The sequence below is a fragment of the Pseudomonas sp. LRF_L74 genome, from assembly GCF_965644255.1.
Taxonomy (GTDB): Bacteria; Pseudomonadota; Gammaproteobacteria; order Pseudomonadales; family Pseudomonadaceae; genus Aquipseudomonas.
Genome location: NZ_CBFFRH010000001.1, coordinates 952,441 through 971,131, shown reverse-complemented (window position 1 = coordinate 971,131; position 18,691 = coordinate 952,441). Strand labels below are relative to the sequence as shown.

15 protein-coding genes are annotated in these 18,691 nt (G+C 63.6%); 5 read left to right on the top strand and 10 right to left on the bottom strand.

Annotated features, from left to right (window positions below):
- Positions 1 to 5 precede the first annotated feature (5 nt).
- Entirely contained in the window at positions 6 to 2,198 is a 2,193-nt protein-coding gene (locus ACSZPK_RS04500; RefSeq protein WP_437880177.1) for an intermembrane phospholipid transport protein YdbH family protein, read from the bottom strand.
- Between the two features lie 210 nt (positions 2,199 to 2,408).
- On the opposite strand from ACSZPK_RS04500, the gene dadR reads away from it, so the two are divergent.
- Positions 2,409 to 2,897 (top strand): transcriptional regulator DadR, encoded by a 489-nt coding sequence (dadR, locus tag ACSZPK_RS04495; RefSeq protein WP_437880176.1) that lies wholly within the window; start codon positions 2,409 to 2,411, stop codon positions 2,895 to 2,897.
- Positions 2,898 to 3,038: 141 nt separating this feature from the next.
- Here the strand turns inward: dadR and ACSZPK_RS04490 are convergent, their stop codons facing one another.
- The 8 genes from ACSZPK_RS04490 to serA all read right to left on the bottom strand — a co-directional run bounded on the left by ACSZPK_RS04490 (position 3,039) and on the right by serA (position 13,205).
- Positions 3,039 to 5,393 (bottom strand): TonB-dependent siderophore receptor, encoded by a 2,355-nt coding sequence (locus tag ACSZPK_RS04490; RefSeq protein ID WP_437880175.1) that lies wholly within the window; start codon positions 5,391 to 5,393, stop codon positions 3,039 to 3,041.
- A gap of 133 nt (positions 5,394 to 5,526) precedes the next feature.
- Positions 5,527 to 6,369 (bottom strand): FecR family protein, encoded by an 843-nt coding sequence (locus tag ACSZPK_RS04485; RefSeq protein WP_437880174.1) that lies wholly within the window; start codon positions 6,367 to 6,369, stop codon positions 5,527 to 5,529.
- Complete coding sequence (locus ACSZPK_RS04480; protein ID WP_437880173.1) at positions 6,366 to 6,902, bottom strand: sigma-70 family RNA polymerase sigma factor; 537 nt, start codon at positions 6,900 to 6,902, stop codon at positions 6,366 to 6,368. Before ACSZPK_RS04480 ends, ACSZPK_RS04485 begins: the two co-directional genes overlap by 4 nt.
- 282 nt (positions 6,903 to 7,184) lie before the next feature.
- A complete protein-coding gene (locus ACSZPK_RS04475; RefSeq protein ID WP_437880172.1) occupies positions 7,185 to 9,374 on the bottom strand; it encodes a TonB-dependent receptor in 2,190 nt (729 codons plus the stop codon).
- A gap of 78 nt (positions 9,375 to 9,452) precedes the next feature.
- Positions 9,453 to 9,887: a DUF2946 domain-containing protein gene (locus ACSZPK_RS04470; RefSeq protein WP_437880171.1), complete on the bottom strand. Its 435-nt coding sequence runs from the start codon at positions 9,885 to 9,887 to the stop codon at positions 9,453 to 9,455.
- Complete coding sequence (locus ACSZPK_RS04465; protein WP_437880170.1) at positions 9,868 to 11,226, bottom strand: PepSY-associated TM helix domain-containing protein; 1,359 nt, start codon at positions 11,224 to 11,226, stop codon at positions 9,868 to 9,870. The genes ACSZPK_RS04470 and ACSZPK_RS04465 overlap by 20 nt, the downstream gene beginning before the upstream one ends.
- A 113-nt stretch (positions 11,227 to 11,339) precedes the next feature.
- Positions 11,340 to 11,693 (bottom strand): hypothetical protein, encoded by a 354-nt coding sequence (locus tag ACSZPK_RS04460; protein ID WP_437880169.1) that lies wholly within the window; start codon positions 11,691 to 11,693, stop codon positions 11,340 to 11,342.
- A 282-nt stretch (positions 11,694 to 11,975) separates the two neighbouring features.
- Positions 11,976 to 13,205 carry a phosphoglycerate dehydrogenase gene (gene serA, locus ACSZPK_RS04455; RefSeq protein WP_437880168.1) on the bottom strand — a complete coding sequence of 410 codons (1,230 nt, stop codon included), beginning with the start codon at positions 13,203 to 13,205 and terminating at the stop codon, positions 11,976 to 11,978.
- Between the two features lie 178 nt (positions 13,206 to 13,383).
- On the opposite strand from serA, the gene ACSZPK_RS04450 reads away from it, so the two are divergent.
- The 4 genes from ACSZPK_RS04450 (at position 13,384) to ACSZPK_RS04435 (ending at position 17,741) form a co-directional block, all read left to right on the top strand.
- Positions 13,384 to 14,778, top strand: a complete 1,395-nt coding sequence (locus ACSZPK_RS04450) for an FAD-binding oxidoreductase (RefSeq protein WP_437880167.1) — start codon at positions 13,384 to 13,386, stop codon at positions 14,776 to 14,778.
- A 234-nt stretch (positions 14,779 to 15,012) separates the two neighbouring features.
- A complete protein-coding gene (locus ACSZPK_RS04445) occupies positions 15,013 to 15,681 on the top strand; it encodes a fumarylacetoacetate hydrolase family protein (RefSeq protein WP_437880166.1) in 669 nt (222 codons plus the stop codon).
- A 142-nt stretch (positions 15,682 to 15,823) separates the two neighbouring features.
- Entirely contained in the window at positions 15,824 to 16,747 is a 924-nt protein-coding gene (locus tag ACSZPK_RS04440) for an SdiA-regulated domain-containing protein (protein WP_437880165.1), read from the top strand.
- A gap of 82 nt (positions 16,748 to 16,829) precedes the next feature.
- Positions 16,830 to 17,741: an SdiA-regulated domain-containing protein gene (locus ACSZPK_RS04435; protein ID WP_437880164.1), complete on the top strand. Its 912-nt coding sequence runs from the start codon at positions 16,830 to 16,832 to the stop codon at positions 17,739 to 17,741.
- Here the strand turns inward: ACSZPK_RS04435 and ACSZPK_RS04430 are convergent, their stop codons facing one another.
- Positions 17,742 to 18,623, bottom strand: coding sequence for a LysR family transcriptional regulator (locus ACSZPK_RS04430; RefSeq protein ID WP_437880163.1), 882 nt, complete (start codon positions 18,621 to 18,623; stop codon positions 17,742 to 17,744).
- Positions 18,624 to 18,691: the final 68 nt, after the last annotated feature.

Genomic DNA, 18,691 nt, shown 5'->3' with positions numbered 1-18,691 from the left:
GCGTCTCATGGCGCCGGGCTGTTGCGCTGGCGCAGGCGTTCCTGCACGCGCTGGCGGATGGTTTCGCTCACCTTGTCGGTGAGTTGCAGGCTGGTCAGCAAGGCGGGCACATCCTCTTCCAGGTTGACGTTGAGGTTGATCGGCCGGCCTTTCTCCAGGTCCGGATTGCGGCCTTGCAGGCGCAGGCCGAGCGTGAGCTTGCCGTTCTGATCGTAGCTGACGGCGCTGTCGAGCACCTCGTAATGGAAGTCATCCAGCGCATCGGACACCAGTTTCATGCCGGGGTTGCTGCGCCCCAGCGCCTTGATCTTCTCCGAACGGAATTGCAGTACGCCCGGCGCCTGGGCGGCGACCCTGCCCTGCTCCACCCGCACCCCGCTGGCATCCACCAGCAGCGGCAACTGACCGTCGATGGTACCGGTGCCGGCCAGGCCCTCGGCGGGATAGACGCGCAGCACCTCGGCCAGTTGCAGGCCCTTGATCTGCAATGGCAAGCGTTGCGCGGGACGGGACAAATCGACCTCGCCCGGTGCCAGCCAGACTTCGCCGCCGAACAGGCCGGTACGTGCCTGCTGCCAGGTCACCCGGCCCCTCAACGGCGCGCTCAAGGTAGTTTGATAACGCCCCTGGAAACTCAGCGGACCAATGGGCAAGCCAGGGTTGGCCTGTTGCACGGCCAGGTCGGGCAACTCCAGATTGAGCTGGTTGTCGCGTAGCGCCAGGTTGGCGCTGCCGCTCACGCCGCGCAGCTCGCTGCGGTCGTAGATGCCGTCGAGCCCCTTGAATTGCAGGCTGGCATCGGCCGACAACGCTTTCGCCGACGGTGGCAGGCGTAGCGCCAGTTTTCCTTGCAGGCGCCCGTTGGCCAGTTCCAGCAGCGCCGGCCAATCGACGAAACTCTTGCTCAGCGGATTGCCGGCGCGAAAGAACAGCTCGCCCATCGCGGCATTCAACTGGACGGTGCCATCGGCAGTGCGTACGCCGTCGATATCCAGCGCCAGCTCGGCATCGTTGCTCAGCTTGCCGCGCCAGCTCTGCCGGCTCAGGTCGGCCTCGACCGTGCCCTTGAAGCGCCAGCCAAGCGCATGCAGGTTGGCCTGCTGCAACGTGCCGACGCTGATGCTTAGCGGACCTTGCGCCAGCAGCGGTCGTTGTGGATCGCCGGCTTGCAATTCGAGACCGGCCGGTTCGATCTTCACGGTTTGCGCGGTGATCGCCTTGCCCACGTCGAGCTGCCCTGCCGCCAGGCTGGTGCCGGGCAGCAGCTTGATCTGCACGCGCCGCTCGGCGAACTGACCGTCCAGCTTGATGTTCGCCGCCAGGCTCTTGAGGGTCAGGTCATCCTGGCGCAGTTGCGGACTTTGTAGATAAGCGTCGAGATCGAAGCGACCACTGCCGTCCTGCACCCGCTGCAAACTCAGCGGGTCATCATTGGCTACCAGCTGTACCTGCCAGTTGGCAGTCAGGCGAGCGGCGGCCTCGGCATGCAGCAAACGTTCATCCGCCGCCTGCCACTGGCTGATCCAGGCAAACAGGCCACGGGTATCGCTCAACTGTTCGAGCTGTAGACGACCGCTCCAGGCGTCGCCCTGCAACTGGCTGGACAGCGTCAGTTGCGGCTTGCCGTCGAGGCTCACGTCGGCCTGCAATTGCCATTGCTCGTCGCGGTATTGCAAGGTCGACTGCACGACGAACAGTCGTTCGCCCTCATGCAACTCGACCCGCAGGCTGGCCGGCTGGGCGCTCTGGTCGAGATGCAGGCCGCCTTGCAGCAGGCAGCGTTCGGCGGCGCAGGGCAGGTCGAGGTTCAAGGATTCGATATCGACGCACAGGGGAATCCAGCGCAGGTTGTCGAGCAGGGCCTGGGGATCGCTGGGCGCTGCATCGTCTTGCCCGGCCTCGGTCGGCGGCTGCCAATTCATGGTCAGAGTTCGCGCAGCGAGGGACGGAAGCAGCGGTTGGCCGTCTTGATAACGCGGCCAGGCCAGCTCGATAGCATTGCCTTGCAGGCTGAGGCGACTGCCATCGGCGGCAGCACGTTCCACCTGCAACTTATCCACAACCAGCCCGGCGCGAGTCATGTGCCAGTCCAGCTGGGTCACCCCCTGAGCGACCAGCAGGCGATTGAATGCCAGGCACACGCCCACCACGAGCAGGATGACGATCAGCAGGAACCAGGTCAGGCGGCGTGAGCGCATGACAGCTCTCTTCCATGGGTGTCGACATGTGACAACACGTTTTTAGTTTCGTAGGGTGGACAAAAAGAGCGTTGTCCACCCTACGGTTGCATTCAATGAACTGGCTAGGAGCATATGACCACACGATCAAGCCAGTGTTTTTCACTGGCTGGCCGGCTATATTCTCGGTCAATTTCTCGCAACGAGCGAATCACCGCCAGAGCACCGACCATGAGAACCCAGCACCAGAGCCGGCGCGAGCTGGACAAGATCGACCGCAACATCCTGCGCATCCTACAGGAGGACGGTCGCATATCCTTCACCGAACTGGGCGAGCGCGTCGGCCTGTCGACCACGCCGTGCACCGAGCGGGTCCGCCGCCTGGAACGCGACGGCATCATCATGGGCTACCACGCCCGGCTCAACCCGCAGAACCTCAAGGCAAGCCTGCTGGTGTTCGTCGAGATCAGCCTGGACTACAAGTCCGGCGACACCTTCGAGGAATTCCGCCGCGCCGTGCTCAAGTTGCCCCACGTGCTCGAATGCCATTTGGTCAGTGGCGACTTCGACTACCTGGTGAAAGCGCGCATCAACGAAATGGCCAGCTACCGCAAGCTGCTCGGCGACATCCTGCTCAAGCTGCCGCACGTGCGCGAGTCGAAGAGCTACATCGTGATGGAAGAGGTGAAGGAATCGCTGACCTTGCCGGTGCCGGAATAGAGCCGCAAGCGGCGAGTTGAAAGCAGAACGCCCGCGAGTTGCGGGCGTTTCGTTGTGTACCGATCGTTCACGCGCAGAGCGTGAACGATCATCGGCGGATAAGCCTCACGTTGGCTACGCGCTCCGTTCCACCCTCCCCGCTCAATAGCTGTACTTCAGTGAAAACATGAAATTGCGTGGCGCGCCATGGAACCCGTAGCCGCTGCTTACGGAAGTGAAATGTTCCTTGTCGAACAGATTATTCAGATTGACGGAGCCAGTCAGATTCTCCGTGATCTCATAGCGAGCCATCAGATTGACCAGTGCATAGCTGCCTTGCCAGTACACGCCCTCACCAATTCTGCTCTGCCAGTTCATGCCGCCGCCTATCGTGAGCTTGCTCAGAGCGCCTGGCATACGATAGGTGGTGAAGGTCTTCAGGTTATGCCGGGGCAGTCTCGTGAGGATGCGCTCGTTGTCCTTGTCAGTGGTGACGCTATAGGAATAGCCACTGGTGAATTGCCAACCTTCGGCCAGCTCTCCATTGAGCTCCAGTTCCACGCCCTCGGTCGTGGCGGAATCTGAAACGTCGTACATGAACGTATCGTTATTCCAGACTGCCAGGTTCTCTTGTTCGTTCTTGAACACGGACAGGCTGGAAGTAAGACGCCCATCATTGAAACTGGCCTTGATACCGGCTTCGTAGCTGATGCCTTCTTCCGGCTTCAGGGGGGTGCCGTTGTATTCGATTACGTAGTCGTCCTGCGGCTGGAATATCTTGGTGTAACTGGCGTAGAGCGACCAGGTGTCGTCCAGAGCCTGCACGATGCCCACATAGGGAATGAATACTCCGCTTTCCCGGCTGCGGACATCCTCAGCGCCCGGGTATTCCATGACTCGCTTCCAGTCGATGACACGGCTCCCCAGGAGGAGGCTGGTACTGTTTGTCAGTTGGAAGCGGGAGCTTGCATAGGCGCTGTACTGATATTCGTTGCGCACATTATTCCCGTAGTCGATGAATTCGGGTTTGGGCATGGCGCCAACGTCATAGAAATTGGGAATGTTCCTGTCGTAGCTGGGGGACAAGCCCATACTCGGGCCCTTGGCCCAAAGATCGGACAGGGTGAGCCCGGTAATCAGTTCATGTTCACGCCCGAAGAGAGAGAATGAGCCCGTGGCATAGGCATCCAGGCCGATTTGCTCGGAATTGCTTATCCATCGAGAGGGCCAGAGTGTTGCCCCGGTTCCCGTGGCCTGATCGATCGCGCCCCTTATGTTGGTGACAAGCGCATCGTATTCATTCTGGGTGTAGTTAAGCTCGACTTTCCCGCTCCAGCCGGATCCAAACTGCTGTTCGAGAGAGACGAAAGCATTGTTCAGCTCTTGGTCGTAATGAAGCCACTCAGGCCATTTGTAATCGTTTGCGCTGGAGTTGATTCTCTGTCCGTTACTGAAGAACAGCGGCGTGGCCCTGAACTGCGAGTTGCTGTCCCGCGTCAGATGGCTGAAGCCCAAGGTGAGCAGGGTCGTGTCGCTCAGATCGAATTCGCTGACGCCGTACAGAACGAAGTAATCCTGTTCGTAACGATCGACCCAGGCATGCTGGTGCTTGTAGTCGGCCACCAGGCGTCCGCGAATGCTGCCGCTTTCATTGAGTGGCCCGGAAACATCCATCCCACTCCCATAGCGCTGCCAGTTGCCCGCCTCGGCGGTGAGGTTGGCCTGAGGCTCGTAAGTGGGTCGCTTGCGAATCAGATTGACCGTCGCCGATGGCATTCCCAGGCCGCTCATCATGCCGCTCGCGCCTCGTACCACCTCTACCCGGTCATAGATGGCGGTGCTGTGCAGGTCATTGCTCAACAGGGAGGAGGTCGGTACACCGTCGATCTGGAAATTGTTGATCCTGGAGCCACGTGACATGAAGTCGGGGCTGTCAGCACCGACGTTGGAGTTCTGTACGATGACACCCGCAGTGGCGTTCAGTGCATCGATTATGTTGTCGAGCTTCTGATCCTCCATGCGCTGCCGGGTCAGCACGGTTATCGACTGCGGGGTGTCCTGCGGCGACAGATTCAGACGCGTGGAACTGCTGGTGGAATAGGTGGTGTAGGACCCGGTTCCCTCCGTGGTTGAACCAGGCGCCTTGCCGGAAATAGATACAACGCCGATCTCAAGAGCGGCGACATCTGGCGAAGGCGCCGCCACGACGTAACTGCCGTCCCCCGTCTTCTCCAACTTCAGGTCAGTGCCACGCAGCAACCGCTGCAACGCCTGCTCCACACTCAGCTCGCCCTTCAGGGCCGGCACATTAAGTCCTTCAGCGATATCGGTCGCGAACAGGATGCGGCTGCCGGTCTGCCCGGCCAGGGTGTTGAGCGCCTGGTCCAGCGGCTGGGCCGGCAGGTCCAATGGGTAGGTGGCGTCCTGGGCGTGCAGGGTCGAGGCCAGCAGCAAGCCGGCGACGAGGACGGAAAGGCGGCTGCGCCGTGAGGGAAAACGGGTCGATGCGATGCTCATGAAACTCCCCATGGAACGATCTGGTTATTGGTATTCACAGGGAGTGGCGGATGAGCATTGGACGATGTTGAGGTCGGGCGAAAAATATTTTTCCTGATCGTTCCCATGCTTTGTGCAGGAGCGATCCGAATGCCTACCGGCCACTAACGACGACGCTGCCATCGGCGACCCGTGCAATGCGCACCGGCAGGATCGATGGCAACAGGTTGACCAGCGACTCGATGGCCGCGCTGTCGTATTCGCCGGACATGCGCAGGCCGCCGAGTCGCTCGTCGGCCAGGCGGATCGGGGCCTGGCGATAGCGCTGGATATCGGCGATCACGTCGCGCAGCGGAGTGCCGTCGAAACGCAGCTTGCCGTGTTGCCAGGCCGTGACGCGCTCGCTGTCGGCGAACGTGGTCGCACTGATGGCTCCATCGCTGGCCAGCACCTGTTCGCCGCCGTGCAACTGGCGTGACGACAGGGCGCTGGCGGAGACTTCGACCGCGCCTTCGAGCACCGCCACAGCGACGCCACGGCTGTCGCTGCGCACGTTGAACACCGTGCCGATATCGCGTACGGCCACACCCTGGCTGCGCACGATGAAGGGCTTGGGCCCATGGGTCACGCTGAAGGTCGCCTCGCCCTCCAGCAATTCGAACTGGCGGCTGCGCAGGCGCTGCTCCACGCGCAAATGGCTGGCACTGTTGAGCTGGACCTGGCTGCCGTCGGCCAGGGTCAGGCTATGCCGCTGGCCGATTGCAGTGAGCACGTCCTCGCTGCGCCACGCCGGGTCGATCAGCCACACCGCGCCGCCCAGCAGCAGGATCGACAACGCGCCGCCGGCCAGGCGCTTGCGCCGCTGCTGGCGTGCGGTCTGCGCCTTGGCTTCGGCGAGCAATGCTTCGCGCGACGGGACGCGGGCACGCAGCGCCTGCTCGAAGGGCGCCAGCGGGTCGCGAGCATTATCCTGCTCGGGGCGCTGCGGATCGCTCATGGCCGACCCGCCAGGGCCAGGCGTGCCGGCTCCCAATCGCGGGCGATGATGCGCATGGCACGGGCGAAATGCTGGGTGACCATGTTCACCGAAACGCCCAGTTCCTCGGCGATTTCACGTTGCGGCATGTCGTGGATGCGGTGCAGCAGAAACACCTGGCGCGCCCGTGCCGGCAGCGCGTCGATGATCGCCAGCAAGGCATCGAGCTGTTGCTCGAAGTCCAGCGCCACGGCGCCGTCCAGTTCATGCACGTGCCAGTCGGGAATCTCGGCCACGCCTTCGAAGCGCGCGTCACGGGTACAGTCGGCGCGGCGACGGTCGATGGCGCGGTTGAACGAGGCTTTGCGCAGGAAGGCGAACGGCAGCTTGATCGGCTGCTGTGGGGGCTTCTCCAGCAGTTGCACGCACACATCGTGGATCACTTCGCGAGCGAACTGGCTGCCCTGGAAACGCCGGCGAATGTAGTCGACCAGATCGTCGTAATGCAGTGCCAGGGCACCGATCAGCTCAGTGTCGGGTGAGGACTTGGTCATTGCCGGGAATCGCAGCTATTTGATAGTGAGTCGCATTATAGCGACACGCAGGTGATTGCCTAGGGGCCTTACCATTTTCAGCCAGAGGGGCGGTATGGAGGCAGGAGCGGACGTTCGAGATTATTTGCCGTCACTCCCGCGAAGGCGGGAGCCCAAATAAAAAAGCGCTTCTGGGTCCCCGCCTTCGCGGGGATGACGGTTAAATACACCGCGTAATAGAGTCACCGCACGAGTGTCCGCTCCTGCCTCAAAGCTGCCCAGCCTGACCGGGAGGAATGCGGCCTAGAACCTGAACGTCACCCCCAGCTCGGCGCTGCGCGGTGCGCCGATGTACACCTGGGTCGAGGAATAACCCGAGTATTCACCGTAGAAACGGTTGGTCAGGTTACGCCCGCGCAGGGTCACGGTGGCGTTCTTCAGCTCATAGGCGAGCGAGGCGTCGAGCAGGGTGTGGCCTTTGACGAAGTAGGTGTTGGCGGTGTCGGTATAAAAGCCGCTGGCATGCTTGAGCGAAGCGCCGATGCTCACGGGCAGGCGGTCGAAGGTGTAGGTCAGGCCGGCGCTGGCGGTGGTGTGCGGCACGTTGACTGGATGATTGCCGGCACGATCCGCACCGCCCGCCTCGCGCAGTTCGGTGTAGCGCGCATCGACCAGCGCCAGGCCGAGGTCGGCACGCAACTGGCGGGTCAGTTGGCTGGCCAGGCTCAGCTCCATGCCCTTCGACACTTGAGTGCCGCCCTGCACGGTCAGGGTCGAGTCGTTGGGGTCGCGGGTGAGGATGTCGTCCAGTTCGATCCAGTACAGCGAACCGAGCACACTGGTCGTGCCGTCGAACAACGACGCCTTGAAGCCGACTTCCACCGAGCGCCCCTTGGACAGGTCGAAGGCGCCGTTGGCGGTGGAGATCGTCAGCAGCGAAGACACCGGCGTCACCGCCGTGCTGTATTGGCCGTAGAGCTGCACCTCCGGGGTCAGTTCGTACACCGTGCCCAGGCGCCAGGAGAACGGCTCGTAGGTCGGGTGGCTTTTCTGTTCGGTGCCCAGGTTGAGGTCGTCGATGGTGCGCCGCAGGTCGATGCGCTCGTAGCGCAGGCCGCCGACCAGCAGCCAATCGTCGCTCAGGTTGAAGGCGTCCTCGCTGAACAGCGCGAAGTTTTCCACGTTGCTCTGGTAGACCAGGTTCTTGCCGCTGCCCGGCCAGTTCGCGGCGGCGCTGCCCGGCATGCTGCCGACATCCGGCGCGAGTGGGTCGACCGAGCTGAGGGTGCCGTTCTGCCGGGGGTTGGAAAAGTCGGTGTAACTGTACTCGCCGCCCAGCGTGAAACGATTGCGATGGCCACCGATGAACGTATCGTTGGCCAGGCTCAGGCGCTCGCTCCAGAACTGGTGGTCGTGGCTGATGCGCTGCACCGTGCGGTCCAGCCTGCCCGTGCTGCGGTTGTAGTTCTGCTCGCCGGAGAGGAAGAAGGTGCGCCGCGCCTCGTAGTAGCTGAACAGGTTGTTCAGCGTCCAGTCATCGTTCAGGCGCAGGTCGGTGGTCCAGCGCAGCATGTTGCTGCGTGCCCCGGAGCTGGCGCCGTCCGGGTTGTAGTTGGTACGCCGGGCACTGCGGTCGACCACCAGGCCATAGGGGTTGTCGACGATACTGCTGGGGTTGCTCGCCGCCGAGGCGGCCACCAGCGGCGCGCCCTGGTAGGTGGAGGCGTACTTGTCGTAGAAGTGGTCGAAGGCGACCAGCATCGACAGGTCGTCGTTGGGCTTGAACAGCAGGCTACTGGTCAGGCCGAAGGAACGGGTGTCCTGGTCCTCGACGTCGTAGAGGCTGTCGGACTGGCTGTAGGCGAGGTCGGCGCGCACCGCCACGCTGTCGCTGAGCGGCTGGTTGACGCCGATGGCGCTGCGCCGGGTAGCGAAGCTGCCGTAGCTGAGCATGCCGTCCAGTTGCTGGCCGTCGAGGCTGGCCTTGCGCGTGATCATGTTCACCGCGCCGCCCAGGGCGCCTTCGCCGTAGAGCACCGAGGACGGGCCTTTCAGCACCTCGATGCGCTCGTAGTTCCAGGTATCGACATCACGCGTGGTGAAGGTCGAAGAAGCCACGCGCACCCCATCCTGCAGGACATTCACGGCGTTGCCGGTGAAGCCGCGCATGCTCAGCACCGCCGGGTTGCCCGGCACGTTGCCGACGGTGGCGCCATTGATGTCGGCGAATGCCTCCTTGGTGGTGCGCAGGCCCTTGCGCTGCATGTCGGCCTGGGTCTTCACCTCGACCGTGGCCGGGGTTTCCCGCGCGCTCAGGCCAAGGCGGCTGCCGGTGGCATTGGGCTGATCCAGGTGCAGCGGATCGGCACTGGCGTCATCGCTGATCTGCACCGGCGCCAGGTTGAGTGTGTCGGCCTCTTCGGCCAGGACGTGATGGCTGCAGATCGGCATGAACAGCAGCGCGGAGAGGTAACGCTTGAAAGAAAAAGTCATCGCTCACTCGTTGAAAGCAGACGGACAGGCACGGCGGCACGACGCGGTCGCGCAGCCAATGATTCGAAGCGGTCTGGATCAGGCGAGCCATTGCGGCGGTGCGCGACTGCGTGAGCTGGAGAAAAACGGTGCCGCCGGCGAGCGCAGCGGCCGTATGACGACGAGGTCGGTACTGCCGGGCGCGGCAGGCAGGTCGAGGAAAAAGTCGAAACGGCCCAGCGCCGGGTGCTGGAACAACAGGGAACAGTAACCGCAGGCGTCGAGGTCGACAGCCTGGAAGGTCTTCGCCGGCTTGGCGCCATGCGCCATCGCGGGCATGCCAGCCATGCCGCAATCGGCCATCGACATCTGACTGTTTGCGTGATGCTGGCCAGCCCCGTGCAGCCACGCGCTGCCCTGGCCGATCAGCGGCCCGAGCAGCACCATGAGCATGGCGAAGCCGCCCAGCCAGGCACCGACCCGTCGATAGCTGGGCTGGCGTCGCCAGTGCCGCTCAGGCCTGCTGGCTGACAAACCGTCGCCGTCCCTGGCGCATCGTCACGATCAGATCGGAGGCGATGAACGCCAGCAGGCAGATGCCGAACAGCGGCAGGGAAATACCCAGCAGCACGCCAGCCAGCGCGATGCCGACACGCGCCCCCGGGCCGAAGGCACGCCAGGCATCGACCAGGGTCGGCTGCCGGCCACGGGATGAACGCCGCCACCAGAGCAGGTAGCCAAGGCCGGTCATCAGCACCACGCCGACGCCGGTCAGCGCCAGCAATACCTGATTGGGCAGGCCGAACAGCACGCCGACATGGGCATCCACTCCCCAGCGGGTGAGCTTGGCGGCCAACGGGTACTGGGCGAAGTCGACCCGGTCGACGACCTGCAGGTTACGCGGGTCGATGGCCACCGCATCGACCTGGGTCGGCCAACTGCGGTCGACCTCGCTGACCGTCCAGGCACTCGTATCGTTCTGCGGCGGCCGGAGTTCCACCTTGGCGGCGTCGATGCCGGCCGCGCGCGCGGCTTGCAGCATGTGGTCGAACATCATTGGCGCGACGCCATGGCCAGCGTGCTCATGGGCCATCATCTGCATATGGTGCTCGGCGTGCTCGTCGGCCATTGCCTTGGCCTGGCCGTCTAGCTGGGTGGAGACGCTGGGCGTGGCCCAACCGAATTCCTTGCGCAGCACGCCGATGTTGTCGCCCGCCAGGCGCGACCAGGTCAGGCCGGTGGCGGAAAAGAACAGCAGGCCAAGCAACAGGGTCAGGCCCAGCACGCTGTGCAGTTGCAGCACGCCACGCCCGCTGCCGCGCCGCTGTGCCCACAGGTACAGGCCGCCGAGGGCGGCGACCCACAGCCAGGAAGCGGCCAGTTCGCTGTACAGGCGCCCGGCTTCGCCGAGCATCAGGTTGCGATGGAACTGGTCGAGCCAGGTGCGGATCGGCAACACGCCGCTGGTGCCGTAGACCTTTAGATCACCCTTGACCTCGGCGCTGGCCGGGTCGATGAAGATCGCCCGGCTTTCCGAGGCGCCATAGCCGGGCACGCTGAACATCACCCGTGTGGTATCGCCGGCATGGGGCGCCGGGCGCACGGCGAAGACCGTCGATTCGGCGCCGACGAAAGCCTGCGCCGCCTGCACCTGGTGGGCCAGCGGCATGGCCTGGCCAGGGCTGTCGGCATGCAGGGCCGATGCATAGATGCGGGCCTCGATCTGCGGCGTCAGGGCATAGCCGATGCCACTGAGCGCGGCGACCAGCAGGAACGGCCCGACGAACAGGCCAATGTAGAAATGCAGGCGCCTGAGCAGCATGCCCAGGGCGACTGGAAAGCGGCCGCGAACGGCCATGGCAGAACGATTCATGGTGACGTGCCCGAGTAGGATCGGTGTCGGCGCTTTGCCCCTCACCCAGGCCCTCCGGGCAGGACCTGGGTGAGGGGCAACAAGCCCCACGGAAACGACCAGCTCGCGGCCGCCTAGGGCGCCTGCGGATTGAGCCTGGGGAAGGCGCGCAGCGGTGCCAGGAGGAAGGCCGGGGCACGCTGGCCAACGACATCGCGCCGCATACGGCTCAGCCAACCGAGAACAGTCAGCGCCAGCAGCGCCAAGGGCAGCGAGTTGGCGAAGACACAGTCGCCCGCCAACTGGAACAGCGCGGGATGCGTCGTGCCAGCCGGCTCACCGCCATGCGTCGCATGCGGCCCACAGTCCAGCTGCGCCACGGGCGTGGTGGCGGCAACGGGCTGGCCGTGACCCATGCCGCACGCGATGCCGTTGAGCAACAGCAGCGTCAGCAGGAGCCAGGCGAGGGCGGGACGGTAGGCGTTCATGGGGCGGCAATGTAGCAGCGCCGCACGACGCGGCTCAAGCGACATTCGGGCGCAGTAGCGACGGCCCGAAGGGGGGCCGCCAAGGATGGCAAGCCACAAAAAAGGGGCCAAACAGACCGTGTGAAAACGTAGCGAGCGAAGGTCAGGCAAGGCGAAAAACGGCGAAAAAGCGCAGTTTACGAGCTGTAAATGAGCATTTTGAGCTGTTTTTCAACGCCGCATGACCGAGCGCAGTAGTTTTCACACAGTCTGCGAGGCCCCTTTTCGCATTCACTCAAGGAATCAGAACAGCACGCGGCTGCGGATGGTCCCGGTGACGTGCTGCAGTTTTTCCAGGGCCAGGTCGGAGTACTCGGCGTCGACGTCGATCACCACGTAGCCGACCTTGTCGTTGGTCTGCAGGAACTGGCCGGAGATGTTGATGCCGTTGTCGGCGAACACCTTGTTGATTTCGCTCATCACGCCCGGCACGTTCTGGTGGATGTGCAGCAAGCGGTGCTTGCCCGGATGCGCCGGCAGGGCCACTTCGGGGAAGTTGACCGAGGACACCGACGTACCGTTGTCGCTGTACTTGACCAGTTTCTCGGCCACTTCCAGGCCGATGTTGGCCTGGGCCTCGGCGGTGGAGCCACCGATGTGCGGGGTCAGGATCACGCGGTCCAGGCCACGCAGCGGGCTGGCGAACTCTTCGTCGTTGGACTTCGGCTCGACCGGGAACACGTCGATGGCCGCGCCGATCAGGCGCTCTTCCTTGATCGCGGTGGCCAGGTGATCCAGCTCGACCACGGTGCCACGAGCGGCGTTGATCAGGATGCTGCCCTGCTTCATCGCACGGATTTCCTTCTCGCCGATCATCCACTGGGTGGACGGCAGCTCGGGCACGTGCAGGGAGATGATGTCGGCCATGCCCAGCAGGTCGTACAGGTTGCTGACCTGGGTGGCGTTGCCCAGCGGCAGCTTGGTCACGGTGTCGTAGAAGAACACCTGCATGCCGAGCGCTTCGGCCAGTACCGAGAGCTGGGTGCCGATGGAGCCGTAGCCGATGATGCCCAGCTTCTTGCCGCGGATCTCGAAGGAGTTGGCCGCCGACTTGATCCAGCCGCCACGGTGGCAGGAGGCGTTCTTCTCCGGAATGCCGCGCAGCAGCAGGATGGCCTGGGCCAGCACCAGTTCGGCGACCGAGCGGGTGTTGGAATAGGGGGCGTTGAACACGGCGATGCCGCGCTCGCGGGCGGCGTTCAGGTCGACCTGGTTGGTGCCGATGCAGAAGCAGCCGACCGCGATCAGCTTCTTGGCCGCTTCGAAGACGTCTTCGGTCAGTTGGGTACGCGAGCGGATGCCGATGAAGTGGGCGTCGGCGATCCGGGCCTTCAGCTCCTCGCCTGACAGGGCGGTCTTGAGGTACTCGATGTTGCTGTAGCCGGCAGCCTTCAGGGTGTCGACAGCGTTCTGGTGCACGCCTTCCAGAAGAAGGAACTTGATCTTGCTCTTGTCGAGAGAGGTCTTGCTCATCGGAGTACCTGTGGATCGCGGAAAGGTCAGTCAGGGTGCCCGCTCAGCGCCGGCAACAGCCTTGGGTCGTGATAGGACGATCCAAGGGGGGCGTATGTTAGCATGTCTTCTCATTTCCTTGCCCGGGTGCGACCTGAAACATTCTCAGAGCGACCATGAACGAAGCGAGAGTTGCACGATGACCACAGCTGCCCAGCTCGACCTGCTGAAGACCCTGGTAGATCCCGGAAAGGTGCTGACCGACAGCGCCGCCCTTGAAACCCACGGCAAGGACTGGACCAAGCAGTTCGCGCCCGCGCCCAGCGCCGTCGTCTTTCCCAAGACCGTCGAGCAGGTCCAGGCCATCGTGCGCTGGGCCAACCAGCACAAGGTCGCCCTGGTGCCATCCGGTGGCCGCACCGGCCTGTCGGCGGCGGCGGTGGCAGCCAATGGCGAGGTGGTGGTGTCGTTCGACTACATGAACCAGATCCTCGCCTTCAACGAATACGACCGCAGCGTGGTCTGCCAGCCCGGCGTGGTCACCGCCACCCTGCAGCAGTTCGCCGAAGACAAGGGCCTGTACTACCCGGTGGACTTCGCCTCCGCCGGCTCCAGCCAGATTGGCGGCAACATCGGCACCAACGCCGGCGGGATCAAGGTCATTCGCTACGGCATGACCCGCAACTGGGTGGCCGGGCTGAAAGTGGTCACCGGCAGCGGCGAGCTGCTGGAACTCAACCGCGACCTGATCAAGAACGCCACCGGCTACGACCTGCGCCAGCTGTTCATCGGCGCCGAAGGCACCCTGGGCTTCGTGGTCGAGGCGACCATGCGCCTGGAACGGGCGCCGAAGAACCTCACGGCAATGGTCCTCGCCACCCCCGACTTCGATTCGATCATGCCGGTGCTGCACGCCTTCCAGGGCAAGCTCGACCTGACCGCCTTCGAGTTCTTCTCCGACAAGTGCCTGGACAAGATCCTCGCCCGTGGCGACGTGCCCGCGCCCTTCGAGACCCGCACGCCCTACTACGCCCTGCTGGAATTCGAGGCACTCAACGAGGATGTGGCCGGCGCCGCCCTGGCCACCTTCGAGCACTGCGTGGAACAGGGCTGGGTGATCGACGGCGTGATGAGCCAGAGCGAGCAGCAACTGCGCAACCTGTGGAAGCTGCGCGAGTACATCTCGGAAACCATCAGCCACTGGATTCCGTACAAGAACGACATCTCGGTGACGGTAAGCCAGGTGCCGGCCTTTCTCAGGGACATCGATGCCATCGTTGCCAGCGACTACCCGGACTTCGACGTGCTCTGGTACGGCCACATCGGCGACGGCAACCTGCACCTGAACATCCTCAAGCCGGAGAGCCTGGCCAAGGAAGAATTCTTCGCCCGCTGCGCCCAGGTCAACCTGCGGGTGTTCGAGACGGTGCAGCGCTACAACGGTTCGATCAGCGCCGAACATGGCGTCGGCATGACCAAGCGCGACTACCTAGGCTACAGCCGCAGCGAGGCGGAAATCGCCTGCATGAAAGCGATCAAGGCGGTATTCGACCCGAACGGCATCATGAATCCAGGTAAGATCTTCGCGGTTTGAGGCTACAGGCTCAATGCGTCGAACGGGTGCTTCGAGGCAACAGCGGACATTCGTTATTCCTCCGTCATTCCCGCGAAGGCGGGAACCCAGAAGCGCTTTTTTATTTGGGTTCCCGCCTTCGCGGGAATGACGATTGAGTGTGGAGTGGGCGTTCGCAGAACGTCCGCTTGTGCCTCGAACCTGACCTGGCCTGCTACCCAAACCCGCGTTCCCCACGAACATCCAGGAGCCACGATGAGCTACAAGCACCAGTACACCGACGGCACGCCAATCCACTTCCCACTGGGCAAGGTGGTCTGCGTCGGCCGCAACTACGCCGAGCACGCCAAGGAACTGAACAACCCGGTGCCGACCGAACCGCTGCTGTTCATCAAGCCGGGCAGTTGCACCGTGGCGCTGGAGGCGGATGGCTTCGCCATTCCCCAGGATCGTGGCGAAGTGCATTACGAAGCGGAGATCGCCGTGCTGATCGGCAAGCCGCTGTCGCGCAACCCGAGCGTCGAGGAAGTGCGCGATGCCATTTCCGGCTTCGCCCCGGCCCTGGACCTGACCCTGCGCGACGTGCAGGCCAGGCTCAAGGAAAAAGGCCTGCCCTGGGAACTGTCGAAAGCCTTCGACGGCGCCTACGTGCTCGCGCCCTTCGTTCCGGGCGACAGCTATAGCGACCTGACCGACATCGGCATTCGCCTGAGCCTCGATGGTGAGGTGCGTCAGGACGGCAACAGCCGCGACATGCTCAATCCGATCATCCCGTTGATCCAGCACATCAGCGCCCACTTCAGCCTGCAATCCGGCGACGTGATCTCCACCGGCACGCCGGTCGGCGTCGGCCCGCTGCACAGCGGCCAGCAGGTCGAGATATCGCTGGCCGGGCAAGCCAGCTTTTCCAGCCGGGTGCTCTGAAGAAACGGCCCAAAACCGTTTGATCGTTCCCAGCCACGGCTGGGAACGATCATGCTTGCAGGTCGAGGCTGCTTTTCACGATTTCTTCACGTCCCAAACGATAAGATTTCGCATCTTTGGTCCGACAGAAAAGAAGTCGTCGATGTCCCGTTCCCGTCTGCGCTGGTTGATCGCTCCTGGCCTGCTTTGCGCCAGCGTGGCGCTTATCGATTACCTGCACCTCGATGACCGCGCCTGGTACTGGCTGAAGGAAAGCCAGTTGTCCCAGCCTGAGCGCGACGCCAGCATCTGGCTCCCCGGCTATCACGTCGAGATCGATGCCAAGCCGCTGGATGGCCTCGAGGAGGACGAGACCTCCGACCTGGCCTACAACCCGCTGACCGACACGCTATTCACCGTGACCGGCAAGACCCCGCTGCTGGTCGAACTGACCCGCCAGGGCGATATCGTCCGGCGCATTCCCCTGCTCGGCTTCTCCAACCCGGAAGGCGTGGCGATCCTCGACAGCGGCGACGTGGCCATCGTCGACGAACGCCGGCGGACCCTCTCGGTGCTGCCACTCGACCCACAGACGCGCGAGCTCAAGGCCAGCGACTCGCTGGAGTTCGACCTTGGCTTCGCCGACTCCGGCAACAAGGGTTTCGAGGGTATCGCCTGGAATCCGCAGCAGAATCGCCTGCTGCTCGGCAAGGAGCGCGAGCCGATCTCCATGTACAGCCTGCCGGGCGACGACAGCCAGGCACTGGCCCAGGCCCTGCAGCCGCTGCCCAGCTACGGCCTGGGCATGCGCAACCTGTCGGCGCTGAGCATCGACCCGCGTACCGGGCACATCCTCGTCCTGTCGGCACAATCCAACCTGCTGCTGGAACTCGACGAAGACGGCCAGCCGGTGAGCTTCATCAGCCTGCTCGGCGGCTTCAACGGCCTTGACCGGCGCATCCCCAGGGCCGAAGGCGTGGCCATGGACAACCACGGCACCATTTTCATGGTCAGCGAGCCGAACCTGTTCTACGTGTTCCGCAAGAGCGATGGGGCACGACTCGCCAGTGTCGAGCAGGCGCTGTGAGACGAGCGTTAAGCTTCGCTTCAGACAGCCCCGCGCGCGCACAGGTATCCTCGCGCCACCCTGCATTATCCGAGCCCACTCCATGCGTTTTCTAACCACTCGCCGGCTGCTCGTCGGCCTGTCGCTGTGCACACTGCTCGTCGTCGCCCTCGCCGCCCAACACTTTCGCCTGTTCGAGCGAGGCTGGTTCATGGCTCGCCAATGGCAGCACGCCAGTGAATGGCAACATCGTTCGATCTGGCTGCCCGACTACGTCGCCGATATCCAGGCCCAGCCCATCGAGGGCCTCAGCGATGTGTCCGCGCTGACCTACGATCCGGGGCGCCACACGCTGTTCACCGTGACCAACAAGAATCCCCACGTCATCGAGCTGTCCCTCGACGGCAAGGTGCTGCGCCAGGTGCCATTGACCGGTTTCAGCGACCCGGAAGCCATCGAATACATCAGTCCGGGCGTCTACGTGATCATCGAGGAGCGCCTGCAACGCCTGGTCAAGGTGCATCTGGAAGACGACACCCAGGTCATCGATGCGACCTATGCCCAGCAGTTGTCCCTCGGTATCGGCCTCAATGGCAACAAGGGTTTCGAAGGCCTGGCCTACGACCCGATCAACCATCGCCTGTTCGCCGCCAAGGAACGCGACCCGGTACGCATCTACGAGATCCGCGGTTTTCCCGGCACCAGCCAGGACGCGCCTTACTCGGTGCATGTGGTCGACGACCCCGAGCGCGATGCCCAGTTGTTCGTCCGCGACCTCTCCAGCCTGCAGTACGACGAACGCAGCGGCCACCTGCTGGCGCTGTCCGATGAGTCGCACCTGGTGCTGGAGCTGGATGCCGACGGCAAGCCGATCAGCAGCCTGTCGCTGCTCGCCGGGCAGCACGGCCTGAAGGCTCGCGTACCGCAGGCCGAAGGCGTGGCCATGGATGGCGCGGGCAACCTGTACCTGGTCAGCGAGCCGAACCTGTTCTACCGCTTCAAGCGCGCCGATTGATCAACCGGCGTCGAGCTGGCTCTTGAGGCGGTCGCGAAAGCTCTGGATCAATGGCTCGCGGGAACGGCCACGGCGCAGCGCCAGGGAGAACGGCGCCTGGTAGCCGAAGGTGGTCGGCAGCAGGACCTTGAGGCGTTTCTGCTCGGCCCACGGCTGGGCATAGTGTTCCGGCAAGTAGCCGATATAGGCGCCGGACAGCACCAGGATCAGTTGTGCCTCCATCGACTCCACGGTCGCCGCACTGTGCTTGAAACCATGCCGCGCCAGCTCGGCCTGGCTCCAGTAACCGCGACCGACCATGCGCTGCTGGGTGATCACCTCGGCCGGAATCCGCCGCCGGTCGTAGAGCGGGTGCCGGTCACTGCAATACAGCCAATGCTGCTCACGGTGCAGGGCCTGGTAGATCAGGCCGTTGCTGCGCAGGGAAAAGGCACCGATGGCCAGGTCCAGGCGGTTCTCCAGAACCCCCAGTTGCAACTCCGCCGGGCTGAGCACCGCCAAATGCAGATGCACTGCGGGGTGTTCTTCGCTGTAGGCGCCGATCACCTCGACCAATGGCAGGGCCGGATCACTGACCATCGAGTCCAGCACCCCCAGGTTGAGGGTGCCGCGCAGCTCGCCCTTGAGCGCCGCCGAGTAGCGTTCGAACCCCTCCAGCTCGGCCAGCAGGCGCAAGGCTTCCTGATGGAACAGCTCGCCCTTGCTGGTCAGGCTGAAGCCGCCTCGGCCACGGTGGCACAGCACGAAGCCGAGCTGGGTTTCCAGCTGGCTCATATAGGTACTGATCGCCGAGGTGGACAGGTTCAGCTCCTGCTGCGCAGCGGCGAAGCCCTGGTTGCGCACCACCGAGGCAAACAGGCGCAGCAGCTTGAGGTCAGGCATTCGAGTTCCGCCAGGTGAAGGAGTCGCGCCATCCTACCGACCTTAGTTCATAAATTCCTGAACTTATT

Excerpts from the sequence above, each read along its gene's own strand:
- ACSZPK_RS04500 (WP_437880177.1), bottom strand. The coding sequence starts at position 2,198 with ATGCGCTCACGCCGCCTGACCTGGTTCCTGCTGATCGTCATCCTGCTC.
- dadR (WP_437880176.1), top strand. The coding sequence starts at position 2,409 with ATGAGAACCCAGCACCAGAGCCGGCGCGAGCTGGACAAGATCGACCGC.
- ACSZPK_RS04490 (WP_437880175.1), bottom strand. The coding sequence starts at position 5,393 with ATGAGCATCGCATCGACCCGTTTTCCCTCACGGCGCAGCCGCCTTTCC.
- ACSZPK_RS04485 (WP_437880174.1), bottom strand. The coding sequence starts at position 6,369 with ATGAGCGATCCGCAGCGCCCCGAGCAGGATAATGCTCGCGACCCGCTG.
- ACSZPK_RS04480 (WP_437880173.1), bottom strand. The coding sequence starts at position 6,902 with ATGACCAAGTCCTCACCCGACACTGAGCTGATCGGTGCCCTGGCACTG.
- ACSZPK_RS04475 (WP_437880172.1), bottom strand. The coding sequence starts at position 9,374 with ATGACTTTTTCTTTCAAGCGTTACCTCTCCGCGCTGCTGTTCATGCCG.
- ACSZPK_RS04465 (WP_437880170.1), bottom strand. The coding sequence starts at position 11,226 with ATGAATCGTTCTGCCATGGCCGTTCGCGGCCGCTTTCCAGTCGCCCTG.
- ACSZPK_RS04460 (WP_437880169.1), bottom strand. The coding sequence starts at position 11,693 with ATGAACGCCTACCGTCCCGCCCTCGCCTGGCTCCTGCTGACGCTGCTG.
- serA (WP_437880168.1), bottom strand. The coding sequence starts at position 13,205 with ATGAGCAAGACCTCTCTCGACAAGAGCAAGATCAAGTTCCTTCTTCTG.
- ACSZPK_RS04450 (WP_437880167.1), top strand. The coding sequence starts at position 13,384 with ATGACCACAGCTGCCCAGCTCGACCTGCTGAAGACCCTGGTAGATCCC.
- ACSZPK_RS04445 (WP_437880166.1), top strand. The coding sequence starts at position 15,013 with ATGAGCTACAAGCACCAGTACACCGACGGCACGCCAATCCACTTCCCA.
- ACSZPK_RS04440 (WP_437880165.1), top strand. The coding sequence starts at position 15,824 with ATGTCCCGTTCCCGTCTGCGCTGGTTGATCGCTCCTGGCCTGCTTTGC.
- ACSZPK_RS04435 (WP_437880164.1), top strand. The coding sequence starts at position 16,830 with ATGCGTTTTCTAACCACTCGCCGGCTGCTCGTCGGCCTGTCGCTGTGC.
- ACSZPK_RS04430 (WP_437880163.1), bottom strand. The coding sequence starts at position 18,623 with ATGCCTGACCTCAAGCTGCTGCGCCTGTTTGCCTCGGTGGTGCGCAAC.